The following is a 12,075-nucleotide window of genomic DNA, read 5'->3' as shown; positions in this document are numbered from 1 at the left end:
GCGGTCAGGGCCGGGGCCGCAGGCCCAGCGCGGGGGCGACCCGGGTGGCGATGGCCTCCAGCGCGCCGACGGCGCTGCCGAAGGACGGCAGCCCCGGCTGGAACTGCACGATCAGGTCGGTGGCGAGGGCGAGCGCGGGGTCGGCGGCCAGGCCGGCCGTGACGGCCTCCACCGGGCCGGCGTGGATGTCGTGGCGGCGCAGCAGCGCGTCGTCGTCCGACTCGGTGGCGGCCAGGTCCCTGCCGGCCCACTCCGTCGCCGCCTGGGCCAGCCAGGACCGGGCGCCGGGGGCGAGGTCCCGGACGGCGGTGGCGCGGTCCGCCACCGGGTAGACGGTGCGGGAGACGCCGAGCCTCGGCCGGGTGCCGCGGCTGGTGTCGAACTCCTTGAAGTACGCCTCGGCCGTGGGCACTTGCGCCTCGCCGACGGGCGAGGACGGGTCGGTGGTGGTGCGGGAGAGCAGCAGCCCGTGGCCGGCCGCGGCGGCCAGGCGGGCGCGTTCGGTCCCGGAGACGGCGGCCTGCCAGATCCGGTCGGCCAGGCCGGGGGCGGGCGGGTGCAGCGGGGCGCCGCCGGGCAGCGGGCCGCCGCGCAGCGTGTCCTCCAGCACCCGGGCGGCTCGCTCCTGGTCGGCCCGGCGCTGCTCGAAGTCCCGCCCGAAGGCCTCGAAGGACGGCCGGTGGGCGCCACTGCCGATGCCCAGCTCGATCCGCCCGCCGCTGAGCAGGTCGGCCTGGGCGGCGTCCTCGGCGACCCGGACCGGGTCCTCCAGCGGAAGGGTGACGACGGCCGTGCCGAGGCGGATCCGGTGGGTGCGCGCGGCCACGGCCGCCAGGAAGACGAACGGGGACGGGACCACCCCGCTCTCCGCGCCGAGGTGGTGCTGGGCGATCCAGAAGGAGTCGTAGCCGAGCTCCTCGGCGACGACGGCCAGCCGCAGGTGCTGGTCGAGCACCGTGCGGGGGTCGCCCTGCCCGGCGACGTGGACCAGCAGCCCGAGCCGTTCCAGCCCGGGCCGTTCCAGGCCGGTCCGTTCGAGGCCGGGGCGTTCCCTGGTCGCGGCGTTCGCGTTGGTGGCCATTACGCTCCTCCGTCCGGGCGCGCGGCATCGCCGGAGAGCGTGTGCACGACCTCGCCGGTGACCTTCTGCGGTTCGCGCAGCAGGTTGTAGATCGGGCAGTTGCGTTCGACGGAGGCGTGCAGCTCCTCGATCCGGGCACGGGCGGCCGGTGAGGTGACGCGCACGGTGTAGCGGATGTTGTGCGGGTAGATCGGGACGTCCTCGAAGCCGGGTGTGCCCGCGCGGCCGTCGTGCTCCGCCGCCACCTCGACGGTCAGGGCGTCCAGCGGGATCCGCAGGTCGGAGGCCTGGATGAGGTAGATGTGGGTGAGGCAGCTGGACAGCACGCCCAGCTGGAGCTCGGGCGAGGTGGGCCCGAGGTCGTAGCCGGCGAAGTCCAGCGGGGAGTCGCTGATGACGGTGTGCTCGCGGATGCGGATCCGGCGGACGCCGCTGCGGTGCTCGGCCGTGGTGCGGACCCGCAGGGTGGGCGCGGGCGCGGTGGCGTCGGCGGCCCCGTCGCGTTTCGCCAGCAGGGCGGCGCGCTTGACGGTGAGGTACTCGCGCAGGCCGGGTTGTGGGTCCGGGGCGGTCTCCAGGAGGGGTTCGGGGGCGTTCGGGCGCGTGGTCGCGGTCATGTCCGTCCTTGCGCGATGGAGGAGTTCGGTGATCGGAGGTGATCGGGCAGTTCGGTGATCGGGGGTCCGGAGAGGCGTGGATCCGGTTCGGGGGACGGCCCCGCACGGTCGCGACGGGGCGGCGGTGCGCATGCGGTCGTGGCACGGCCGTGGCGGTGCGGCGGTGCGTACGGGCGGGATCCGCGGGGGAGCGGCGGAGGGGGAGAGGGAGGCGCGCCGAGACGAGAGGGTCAGCCGCGCGCGGGACACAGGGCACTGGCGACGCGACAGAAGTCGACGTGGCCGCGAATGCTCTGGTCGGGATGCACGGGACGAATCTAGGAGTGAATCTGAAAGGCTGTCAATCGTCTGCCCCAAAAGGCCAATTAGTTGTGACGTTGGGGAGATCGGGGCAAGCCGGGCCGGTGGGACCGGCTCTGTGCGGCCCCGTCGGCGACGCCGGCCGGAGGGCCGGACGGGATTATGGCGGGGTCGGGTCAAACCGCTCTCCGGCCCGCCGCCCGGCCGGTGGAGTATCCCAACGCGACAATGGCAGCTGGCAATTGACAATGCATCGCTTTGTGTTCCAAGGTTCAGGCATGAAGACGCCGACGCGCCTGACCGCGCGGCGCCACGTGGACCTGATGCGCGTGGCCTCCGCAGGCTGTCACTGACCGTCCGGGCCCCTGCGCCCGGGCCGCCCGGCCGTCGCGCCGCCCCGAGCGCGACGGCGCCGGCCGCCCCCTGCCCCGAGAGTCACCAGCGCGGTGCGCCCTTTCTGCGCGCCCGTGCCGTCCCCGCGGCCACCGTCTGCCGCCGAACCTCCGGGAGAACGAACGCGATGAGCCTGCGACTGGGTTTCCTGACCCACGTCAACTCCGACGACGGCGGCCCGGCCACGGCCTCCGAACTGTACCGCCGAACCACAGAACTCTTCGTTGTCGCAGAGGAGTTGGGATACGACAGCGGCTGGGTCGCGCAGCACCACTTCGCCTCCTCGGCCGGCCGCCTGCCCGCCCCGCTGGTGCTGCTCGGCGCCATCGCCCAGCACACCCGCACCATCCGGCTCGGCACCGCCGTCCTGCTGATCGCCGCGGAGAACCCCGTCCGGGTCGCCGAGGACGCGGCCGTTCTCGACGCCCTCAGCGACGGGCGCCTGCACCTGGGTCTCGGCACCGGAGGCGACCCGCGGACCTTCACCGCCTTCGGGGTGGACCCGGAGCGGCGCCGCGAGCAGTACGCCGAGGCGGTGTCCCTGCTCCGGGCCACCCTGGCCGGCCGGCCGCTGCCCGGCGGGGGCCGGCTGGAGCCCGAGCGCCCGGAACTCCTCGACCGGCTCTGGCAGTCCACCACCGGTGCGGAAAGCGCGGCCCGGATCTCCGCCGAACACGACGGCCTGCTGCTGGCCAAGGCCGCCTTCCGGACGGAACTCCCCACCGGTCAGGCCCAGTTGCCGTTGGTCCAGAGCTATCTCGACGGCTGGCGCGGCTCCGGCCCGCCCCGGATCGGGGTCTCCCGGACGGTCTATCCGGCCGTCGACCGGCGGACCGCCGTCGCCCAGCTGCGGGAGGGCGTGATCGACAACGTCGACCAGAGCGTCGGCGCCGGTCTCTTCCCGCCGGTGACCTCGCTGGACGGCTACCTCGCCCGCGCCCATGTGCACGCGGGCCACCCGGACGAGGTGGTCGCCTCGCTGCGGCGCGACGAGGTCGTCCCGCACGCGAGCGAGCTGATCGTGCAGACCCACCCCGGCCGGCTCGGCCACGACCAGACCATCGCGGCCCTGGAACTGATCGCCACCCGGGTCGCCCCGCACCTGGGCTGGCGGCGGGCCGAGCCGAGGCGGCCGGCCGTCCGGACCGGCGCGGCCTGACCTGCGGGCCGCCGTCCACGGGCGGCCACGACGGCCGTCACCGGTGACGGCCACCGACGGGCGGCTCCGGCGGATCCTTCGCCGAGCCGGACCGCGGACCCACCGAACGTCCCCCACCGCACCCACTGGAGCGCCGATGACCTCCACCGCCCCCGGCGGCACCACGAACGCCGGTACCGACGAAGCCGACGAAGCCGACGAGCGAGGCGCCGACCTGATCGCCGCTCTCGTCCCCCATCCCGCGGACGGCCCGCTGGCCGCCGCCCGGGCCCGGCGCCCCGACGTGGTCAGCGGGACCCAGGACAGTTACACCGCACTGTTCGACCCGCGGCTCGCGCAGACCACGCTGACCACCGTCGAACGGCTCCAGGCCGCCCTGCGGGTGGCCACCCTGCACGACGGCGGTCCGGCCACCCGCCGGCTGGCCGGGCACTACCGGGCCGCACTGGTCGCGACCGGTGCCCCCGAGGCGTTCGTCGACGCCGCCGCGACCGGAGCCGGCCGGGCCGACCGGGGTGCCCCCGGCGACCGCTCCGCCGCGCTGCTGGACCACGCCACCCTGCTCGCCCGTGCGCCGCTCGCCGCGACCGCCGACCACCACCGCCGGCTGGCCGACGCGGGCCTGAGCGCCGACGAGGCCGTGACCCTCTCCCAGGTCGCCGCCTACGTCTCCTACCAGGCCCGCCTGGTGCACGGCCTGGACCTGCTCGCCCAGCACCCCGGGCCGGGCCAGGACGGACCGGCGGGCCCGGTCCCGGACGGTGCCGAACTGCCCGAGGGCGAGATCCCGTTCACCCTCGACACGCTGGAATGGGACCCCTGGCTGCCCCCGCTCGACCCGGACTGGGCCACCGAGGAGCAGTCCGCCGGCCTGGCCGCCTCGCCCGACGCGAGCTGGCCCTACTTCCGTCTGCTGGCCCGCGATCCGCACATCCTGCGGCACCGCACCGGCACCGACCGGGGCATCTTCCGCGGTGCGGGAGGCCTGCCGCGCGCCGAGCGGGAACTGGCCGCGACGGTGGCCTCGCGGGTCAACGGCTGCGTGTTCTGCGCCTCCGTGCACAGCCGGCTGGCCGCCCGGCTGGCCGACCGCCGCGCCGACGTCCAGCGCCTGCTCGACCACGGCCCCCGGGCCGGCTTCGGAGCGCGCTGGGACGCGCTGGTCGCCTTCGCGGCGCGCCTCAGCACCACCGCGCCGACGGCCGACGCCGGCGATCTGGCCCGGCTGAGGGCCCTCGGCCTCTCCGAACTGGAGATCGTGGACCTGGTCCAGGCGACCGCCTTCTTCGCCTGGGCCAACCGCCTCATGCTCACCCTCGGCGAGCCCCGGCGGGTGCCGCACGCCGCCTGACCCGCGCCGCCCGACCCGGCCCGACCCGCCGGCCCCGGGCCAGGACCTCCTCGACGACGGCCACGACGCTGTCGTGGAACCCGGGGCCGCCCCGGACCGGGGGGCGGGTCTCCTCCGGGCCGAGGTGGCCGGCGACCAGGCGCCCGACCGGGTCGGCACACCGGTGCCGCCAGTCGTCCACGGTCACACGTCCACGGCCCCCGCGCAGGCGGGGGCCGTGGACGTGTTCGGCGTTCGGCGCCTCGACGATCCGGCGGCCGGGCCGCCCGTGCTCGTCGGGCATCCGGCGGCGCAGCCGGATCGACGGCTGCACTGTGCCGACCGACGCACAACTTTGGTGGATGCCCGGGACCGGCGCGCCCAATTCCCTCGATCGAGTGAATTGAACCGGATTCCTCCGGGGTAGACCGGTGGCCGGCTGGATAGTGAGACAGATATTTCACCATTCCATCCGCGCTGCCCCGCAACGGGTCGGCCAAAAGAAAGGCGGCGGATCTGTGCGCACAGAGGCGGTCAGTCGCGTCAAGCTCGTCTTCTCCCTGCTCGACGCCAACGGAAACGGCCTTCTCGAGGCAGATGATTTCGCTCTTATGGCAGGTCGTGTGGTCGAGGCGGCACCCGATTCAGACGGTGCGGCGAGAGACGCGATGCTGGCCGCCTTCCGGCGGTACTGGACGACTTTGGCCACCGAGCTGGACTCCAACCGCGACGGCCGGATCACCTTCGACGAGTACGCCGCCTGCGTGCTCGCGCCGCAGCGTTTCGACGCCACGATCAGCGAGTTCGCGGAGTCGCTCGCCGCGCTGGGGGATCCGGACGGCGACGGGCTCATCGAGCGCCCAGCCTTTGTGGCGCTGATGGTGGCCATCGGCTTCGAACGCGCGAACATCGACGCCCTTTTCGACGCTTTCGCTCCCACGGATTCGGACCGGATCGAGGCGGCGACGTGGGCCGACGGCATCAAGGACTATTACCGTCCGGACAAGGCCGGAATTCCGGGTGACCATCTGGTGGGGCGCGTGGCGCGCTGATGAAGGAATCCGAGGACGAAGGAGAGCAATGAAGTCGGTTATCGGACTTGCGGTCGGCCGCGGCACCGGGGCGGAAGTCGCGGCCGTTTTCGAACGGGTCCTGGCCAGGCTCGCCCAGCTGCACGCGGTCGACATCGAGGTCGTCCGTTCGCCGCGAACGTATCACTCGTACGCCTCGTTGCGGGCCGAGGGCGGGAGCGATCGGGTCCGTGAGCTCACCCGGGAGGACGCCGAGCACTACGAGGGGTTCTGCCGGGCCCAGGCGGACAGCGGTGTCCCGGTGATCTTCCGTACGGCGATCAACGCCCAGTCCCTGTACCTGGTCCGGCAGCGGCTGCAGGCGGTCAAGGTCGATCTCATAGCCACCGGCGGCGGATCACTGCTGCTGGTCCGGGACGAGGCCCAGGGCTTCTACACCGGTGAGAACCAGCACTCCCCGGGCCTGGTCACCCGCACCATGACGTTCAGCCGGGAGATCACCGAGAAGGTCATCTCCTACGCCCTGCGGCGCGCGCGGCAGGAGTGGCCCGACGGCGAGGTCGGCCAGGTCGTCATGGCCTACAAGTTCCATCTGCTGGACGGCGCTCTCGACACCTGGGTGGCCGAGAGCGCCGGGCGGCACGGCGTGGACATCCGGCTGTTCCAGCCGGACACGGTGAACCGCAATCTGATCGAGCACGGGCCGTCGGCGCGCACCGTGATCGTCGCGGGCAACGAGTGGGCCGACATCATGCACGTGGTCCTGCTGGACCGCTTCGGCTCCGAGCGGCAGGAGAACTGCTGCACGGAGAACGTCTACCTCCACCCCGACCTGGCCGGACTGGTCGAGTACCAGACCGTGCACGGCTCCGCCGACGCCCTGGAGGGGCGGGACACGGTCAATCCGGTGGCGACCGTGCGGGCCGCGGCGGCGATCGCGGAGCGGCACGCGGGCTGTACCGGCGCGGTGCGGGCGGTGGAGCAGGCGCTCGAGTCCGTCGTGAAGCGGGGTGTTCTCACCCCGGACGCCGGCGGACGGAACTCCACCACCGAGGTGGTGGAGGCGCTGCTCGACGCGCTGGAGCCGGACGGGCCCGACGGGCCGCCGGCCGCCGGTGCCACCCGGGTCTCCGGGTCATGACCTCTCGGGAGGGCACGACGCTGGTCGTCGTCGATGTCCAGAACGACTTCTGCGCGGGCCCGACCGCCCTCGCCCGCTACCGCGGCGACCCCGCGACGCTGGACGCCGTGACGACGAACGCCGCGCGAGCCGTCGACCTGGCACGGGAGCACGGCACGGAGGTCGTCTTCGTGCGGTTCGTCGGGGACGTCGCGCACCAGGGGCCGAGCTGGCGGCAGCGGGACGCCGCCCTGGGCAAGAAGCCGAAGTGCCTCGACGGTTCGTGGGGCGCCGAGTTCCACAAGGTGTCACCGGCGCCCGGCGAACGGGTCTTCACCAAGCGGGCGTGCTTCGACGCCTTCCTCAGCGACGGATTCGAGCAGCACCTCGTCCGGCGCGGCACCGGGCATCTCGTGTTCGCCGGCCTGTACACCGACGTCTGCGTGGACTCCACGGCCCGGACGGCGTTCCAGAAGGGTTTTCACGTGACGGTGCTGACGGACTGCACCACCAGCCTGCACCTGCCGGACGACGAGGTCCTGCGGTTCATGAGTCTCGTCTACGGCGCCCGGTGCACCACCCATGAACAGCCGGCCTCGTGGTCCCGGCTCACCTGAGGGGAGGACAGTCATGATCGGCACAGCGATTCGCACCCCCGTGGCGCCGTCCTCCGGGGTGGCACGGCCTTCCGGACCGGCCCTGACCGCCGGGGTGGAAGGGGGCGTCGGCCTGACCGCCCTGATGGTCGCCGCGGCCCGGGCGATCGAGAGTCACCGTCACAACGCCCTGGCGAGGGATGTCTACGCCGAGCACTTCGTGCGCTCCGCACGGGCCTCCGCCGACTGGCCGGTCCGCCTGGAGCACGTTCCCGGCGGGGACGCGAACCCGCTCTGGGGGCGGCTGGGGCGCTACTTCGGCCTGCGGACGAGAGTCCTCGACGACGCCCTCCTCCGCTCGGTGCGGGCCGGCGCCCGCCAGGTGGTCCTGCTCGGGGCGGGGCTGGACAGCCGGGCCTTCCGCCTCGACTGGCCCCCCGGCTGCACGGTCTTCGAGGTCGACACCGAGGACGTCCTGGCGTTCAAGCACCAGGTGCTCGACGGGCTCCGCGCCGCCCCGAAGACGGTGCGGGTGCCGATCGCGGCGGATCTGTGCACCGACTGGGCCGGGGCGTTGACCGGCGCGGGCTTCGACCCGACCGCCCCGAGCGCCTGGCTGGCCGAGGGGCTGCTGCTCTATCTGCCCAACGCCGCCGAGCGGTACCTCATCGACGCGGTGGACGGGTTGAGCGCCGCCGGCAGCACGCTGGCGTTCGAGGTCAAGCTCGGCGGCGAGTCGCCGGAGGTCCGCGACAACCCGGTCTACCGCTCGACGAAGCAGCAGATCGGCGTCGACCTGCTCGACCTGTTCGACGGGGAGCCGCGGCCCGACTCGGCCGGCGCGCTGGCGCGCCGGGGCTGGGCCACCTCGCTGCACACCCCGTTCGACTTCACCCAGCACCACGGGCGCGGCCCACTCCCCGAGCCGAACGACGCGTTGGCGAGCAACCGGTGGGTGTTCGCGGACAAGCCCCGGGCGGTGGCGGTACGCCCCCCGGCCGGGCCGGGAGGAGTGCGGCTTCTTCAGTAGCCGGTCGGGCGCACCAGCCCCGTCCCGTAGGCGAAGACCGCCGCCTGGGTCCGGTCGCGCAGCTGGAGCTCGACCAGGATGCGGCTCGCACGGGACTTCACGGTCTGCTCCGCGACGACCAGCCGGGTGGCGATCTCCGCGTTCGACAGGCCCTACGCGATCAGCGTCAGTACCTCGGTCTCGCGCTCCGTCAGGTCGTCGCCGACCCGCTCCTTGTGCGGGGCACGGGGGTAGGGGCGGGCGGTCGCCCGCCCCTACCCGGTGTGGTGTCGGGCCCGGCTCAGCAGCTCACGACGGTCGAGGCGGTCGCCGTCGACGGCGGCCAGCCCCACTGGTCCACGCTGAACTCGACGGTCACCGTAGCTCCGCAGGGCGCGGTGGTGGTGATGCCGCTGACGTAGTTGCCGCCGGCGGTCACCAGGGTGGTCGGGTTGACGCCGCCGAACGGGGGGCTGCCGATCACGGCGCCGCTGAGCTTGAACCTGACCTGCTGGTCCTGCCAGCCGGGGCTGGTCGGGGCGGCGTGCCCGTAGAGGTTCACCTGGTTGCCGGTGACCTCGATGCAGGCCTTGGTCAGCAGGAAGCCGGGCGCGCCCGGGCTCCCGCAGGTGATGACGCCGGTGAACTCCGGCCCGGAGACGGGTGCGGCGACGGCGGTCTGAGTGCCGATCAGGGCTGCCAGGCCGGCGGTGCCGGCCAGTACGGCGGCGAGACGCTTCATGGGTTCCTCCCTCGTTCGTGCGCCCGGCGGACACCGAGAGCACTGTGACATGTCACATCGTTCTTCGGGCATCATGGCAGGCTCCGCCGGGCGGTCCACAGGTTTCCGGCCGAGGGGGCACCCTCGCGCCGATAACCGGCCGTCAATTGGCCTGATCCGCCTGTCATGAGCGGCCCAGGACGGCCGGCGCCCGGCGTCCGGCCACTCGGGTTGATGGCGGGCCGAGGCGCTGAGGTGGCGTCATTCACACTGGGACGCAAGGTCGTTGAGGAATCCGCTCACCGGCTTCGCGCCACTGACCGGGGGGCGGCACACCGTTCACCCCGCAGCTCGGGCGGTGACCGGGTGCTGCACTACTACACCCTGAACGAGGGCACCTGGCGCGCCACCACCCGCTGGCCGGTGGCCGGCACCCGGACCGAGCGGCTCTACCTGGCCGACGGGAACGCGCTCACCCGGCAGCGCCCGACGGCCACCGCCGCCGGACCGGACGCCGACCTGCTGCGCCTCAGCCCGACCGCGGGCACCGGCCCGTCGGACCGCTGGAACACCAACCTCAGCGGCGCCCCGGTCAGTTACCCCGACCGCGCCGCCGTCGACCGTGAACTGCTCAGCTACGACAGCCCGCCGGTCCGCCAGGACACCCGGGTGACCGGCCTCGGGCGAGTGACCCTCGACGTGACCGGCATCAGCGGCGCGAGCGACGGCGCACTGCACGTCTACCTGGAGCACGTCGCACCGGACGGCCGCGTCACCTACCTCACCGAAGGCCAACTCGCCCTCGCCGACCGGGCGACCACCTCCCGCCGGGAGAACCCGGACTGGCGCCGGCTGCGCACCGCCCGCGGCTACACGAGCACCGACGCGGCGCCGTTCCCGCAGGGCAGGCCCCGGCAGGTGACCCTGGACCCGCAGCCGACCTCCGTCCTCTTCCGGGCCGGCGACCGGATCCGGCTCACCGTCGCGGCCGCCAACCCCGACTCCTTCGAGCTGCGGCCGGCCGACGGCCGGGCCGCCTACACGATCGGCCACGGCGCCGTGCGGCCCTCCTTCGTGGAGCTGCCGGTGGTCGGTTAGCGCCTGCCCCTGTCCTGCCGCTCCCGCCCCGGGCGGGAGCGGCGCGGTCAGTTCCGCACACTCTCCGGCTTCGGGGCCGAGCCGGCGACCACGACCGGGACGGCACGGTGGGCCGGCACGAGGAAGGCGGCCAGGGCGGCCGCCAGACAGAAGAGCGCGAGCAGGGCGAAACCGTTGGTGTAGCCCGAGGCGTAGGGGTGACCGGAGGGCTGGAGCCGGCCGGTGACCAGACCGGTCATCAGGGCCGTGCCGACCGAGCCGCCGATGGTGCGGATATTGGCGTTCATCCCGGTGGCCGCGCCGGTCTGCGCCGCGGGCACGCTCTGGACGATGAGGATGCTCATCGAGGCGTAGGCCAGACCGATGCCGATCCCGAACACGCCTGCCGCCAGGGCGATCTGCCACGGCCGGCCGTGCCAGGCGGCGAGCATCCCGCAGGCCGCCGCGCCCAGCACGGCGCCCACGGTGAGCTGCGCCTTGGCGGGGAAGCGGCCGGCCAGCCGGCCGCTGAGGACGCCGGCGGCGAACATGGTGACCAGCATCGGCAGCATCAGGAGCCCGGCGCCGGTGACGCTCGACGCGAAGCCGTAGCCAGCCGACGAGGGGGTCTGGGTGAAGCCGGGCAGGAACGCCCAGACCGCGTACATCCCGCCACCGAAGAGCAGCGCGGCGGTGTTGGTCGTCCAGACCGCCGGCAGGCGCATGACGCGCAGGTCGATCAGCGGGTGGCGGGAGCGGGCCTCGACCAGGGCCCAGAGGGCGAAGAGGACGACGGCCGCCAGGAGCAGGACGATCACGGCGGGGGAGCCCCAGCCCCACTTCGAGGACTGGCTGACGGGCAGCAGCAGCGCCACCAGCCAGCCCGAGAGCAACACGGCGCCGAGCCAGTTGACGCTGCCCTCGGCCTGGTGCGGCGACTCGGGGACGAAGCGGTGGGCGATGACGGTGGTGATCGCGACGATGATCACGGGGAACCAGAACAGCCAGCGGTAGTCCAGCGCGCCGACGATCGGTCCGGCCAGCACCATGCCGAGACCGCTGCCCACCGCGATGACGGCGGAGAGGTTGCTGATGGCCGTGGGCACCCGCGCGGCGGGGAACTCGTCGCGGATGATGCCGAAGGAGAGCGGGAACAGTGCCCCGGCGATGCCCTGGACGACCCGGGCCACGATCAGCACGGTGATGTTGGGGGCGAGGGCGGCGACGAGGCAGCCGACCAGGAGCGCGACGAGTGCCGCGACGAGGGTGCGCTTCCGGCCGACGAGATCGCCGATCCGGCCGAGGATGGGCGTGAAGATCGAGGCGGAGAGCAGATAGGCGGTCATCACCCAGGTGGCCGTGGCCTGCGAGGTGTGCATCGCCTGCTGAACGGTCGGCAGGGCGGGCGCGATCAGCGACTGGAGCAGGGCGAACACACCCGCGCCGGTGGCGAGAACGCCGAAGGTACGGCGGTTGGACTGGCGGTTCATCGAACCTTCTCGGGACGTGGGACGCGGGAGGCGGGACGCCGGAGGGGAGGGGATGCCGGAGAGTCGGGCAGGGGCGGCGTGTGGTGGCCGACGGCGGTGGCCGCACGTGGCGGCAGGGCGAAGCCCGGGCCTCACTGGTAAAGTTGAGGCA

13 protein-coding genes and 1 pseudogene are annotated in these 12,075 nt (G+C 73.5%); 8 read left to right on the top strand and 6 right to left on the bottom strand.

Annotated elements, in window-relative coordinates:
- Positions 1–4: 4 nt before the first annotated feature.
- On the bottom strand, positions 5–1,081 hold the full coding sequence (locus ACIP82_RS04455; RefSeq protein WP_400650737.1) for an LLM class flavin-dependent oxidoreductase: 1,077 nt from the start codon (positions 1,079–1,081) through the stop codon (positions 5–7).
- The gene (locus tag ACIP82_RS04450) at positions 1,081–1,698 is read right to left on the bottom strand and encodes an OsmC family protein (protein WP_400650734.1); all 618 of its coding nucleotides are present in this window, start codon (positions 1,696–1,698) and stop codon (positions 1,081–1,083) included. Before ACIP82_RS04450 ends, ACIP82_RS04455 begins: the two co-directional genes overlap by 1 nt.
- Positions 1,699–2,000: 302 nt before the next feature.
- Between ACIP82_RS04450 and ACIP82_RS04445 the strand changes: the two genes are divergently transcribed.
- The 3 genes from ACIP82_RS04445 (at position 2,001) to ACIP82_RS04435 (ending at position 4,901) form a co-directional block, all read left to right on the top strand.
- Positions 2,001–2,351: a putative leader peptide gene (locus ACIP82_RS04445; protein WP_400651149.1), complete on the top strand. Its 351-nt coding sequence runs from the start codon at positions 2,001–2,003 to the stop codon at positions 2,349–2,351.
- A 167-nt stretch (positions 2,352–2,518) separates the two neighbouring features.
- Positions 2,519–3,550 (top strand): LLM class flavin-dependent oxidoreductase, encoded by a 1,032-nt coding sequence (locus tag ACIP82_RS04440; RefSeq protein WP_363608482.1) that lies wholly within the window; start codon positions 2,519–2,521, stop codon positions 3,548–3,550.
- A 136-nt stretch (positions 3,551–3,686) separates the two neighbouring features.
- The gene (locus ACIP82_RS04435; protein ID WP_400650732.1) at positions 3,687–4,901 is read left to right on the top strand and encodes a CMD domain-containing protein; all 1,215 of its coding nucleotides are present in this window, start codon (positions 3,687–3,689) and stop codon (positions 4,899–4,901) included.
- On the opposite strand, the gene ACIP82_RS04430 is transcribed toward ACIP82_RS04435, so the two are convergent.
- A complete protein-coding gene (locus tag ACIP82_RS04430) occupies positions 4,861–5,214 on the bottom strand; it encodes a hypothetical protein (protein WP_400650730.1) in 354 nt (117 codons plus the stop codon). The two genes, ACIP82_RS04435 and ACIP82_RS04430, sit on opposite strands and share 41 nt — an antisense overlap.
- A 184-nt stretch (positions 5,215–5,398) precedes the next feature.
- On the opposite strand from ACIP82_RS04430, the gene ACIP82_RS04425 reads away from it, so the two are divergent.
- The 4 genes from ACIP82_RS04425 (at position 5,399) to ACIP82_RS04410 (ending at position 8,657) form a co-directional block, all read left to right on the top strand.
- Positions 5,399–5,932 (top strand): EF-hand domain-containing protein, encoded by a 534-nt coding sequence (locus ACIP82_RS04425; RefSeq protein ID WP_363608486.1) that lies wholly within the window; start codon positions 5,399–5,401, stop codon positions 5,930–5,932.
- Positions 5,933–5,960: 28 nt separating this feature from the next.
- The gene (locus tag ACIP82_RS04420) at positions 5,961–7,052 is read left to right on the top strand and encodes an isocitrate/isopropylmalate family dehydrogenase (RefSeq protein ID WP_400650728.1); all 1,092 of its coding nucleotides are present in this window, start codon (positions 5,961–5,963) and stop codon (positions 7,050–7,052) included.
- Entirely contained in the window at positions 7,049–7,648 is a 600-nt protein-coding gene (locus ACIP82_RS04415; RefSeq protein ID WP_400650726.1) for a cysteine hydrolase family protein, read from the top strand. The genes ACIP82_RS04420 and ACIP82_RS04415 overlap by 4 nt, the downstream gene beginning before the upstream one ends.
- Before the next feature lie 124 nt (positions 7,649–7,772).
- Positions 7,773–8,657 carry a class I SAM-dependent methyltransferase gene (locus tag ACIP82_RS04410; protein ID WP_400651147.1) on the top strand — a complete coding sequence of 295 codons (885 nt, stop codon included), beginning with the start codon at positions 7,773–7,775 and terminating at the stop codon, positions 8,655–8,657.
- On the opposite strand, the pseudogene ACIP82_RS04405 reads toward ACIP82_RS04410, so the two are convergent.
- Together ACIP82_RS04405 and ACIP82_RS04400 are read right to left on the bottom strand one after the other, a co-directional pair.
- A pseudogene (locus ACIP82_RS04405) lies at positions 8,651–8,887 on the bottom strand (response regulator transcription factor); the annotation flags it as partial. The gene ACIP82_RS04410 and the pseudogene ACIP82_RS04405 sit on opposite strands and share 7 nt — an antisense overlap.
- A 50-nt stretch (positions 8,888–8,937) precedes the next feature.
- Complete coding sequence (locus ACIP82_RS04400; protein WP_363608491.1) at positions 8,938–9,378, bottom strand: hypothetical protein; 441 nt, start codon at positions 9,376–9,378, stop codon at positions 8,938–8,940.
- A 345-nt stretch (positions 9,379–9,723) separates the two neighbouring features.
- On the opposite strand from ACIP82_RS04400, the gene ACIP82_RS04395 reads away from it, so the two are divergent.
- Positions 9,724–10,455 carry a CocE/NonD family hydrolase gene (locus ACIP82_RS04395; protein ID WP_400650724.1) on the top strand — a complete coding sequence of 244 codons (732 nt, stop codon included), beginning with the start codon at positions 9,724–9,726 and terminating at the stop codon, positions 10,453–10,455.
- Between the two features lie 47 nt (positions 10,456–10,502).
- Here ACIP82_RS04395 and ACIP82_RS04390 read toward each other — a convergent pair whose 3' ends face one another.
- A complete protein-coding gene (locus ACIP82_RS04390) occupies positions 10,503–11,924 on the bottom strand; it encodes an MFS transporter (RefSeq protein WP_400650722.1) in 1,422 nt (473 codons plus the stop codon).
- Positions 11,925–12,075: the final 151 nt, after the last annotated feature.

It is taken from the genome of Kitasatospora sp. NPDC088548 (genome assembly GCF_044753005.1).
Classification (GTDB): Bacteria; Actinomycetota; Actinomycetes; order Streptomycetales; family Streptomycetaceae; genus Kitasatospora.
The sequence above is the reverse complement of the archived record's forward strand: the minus strand, read 5'-3'. Positions and strand labels throughout refer to the sequence as shown.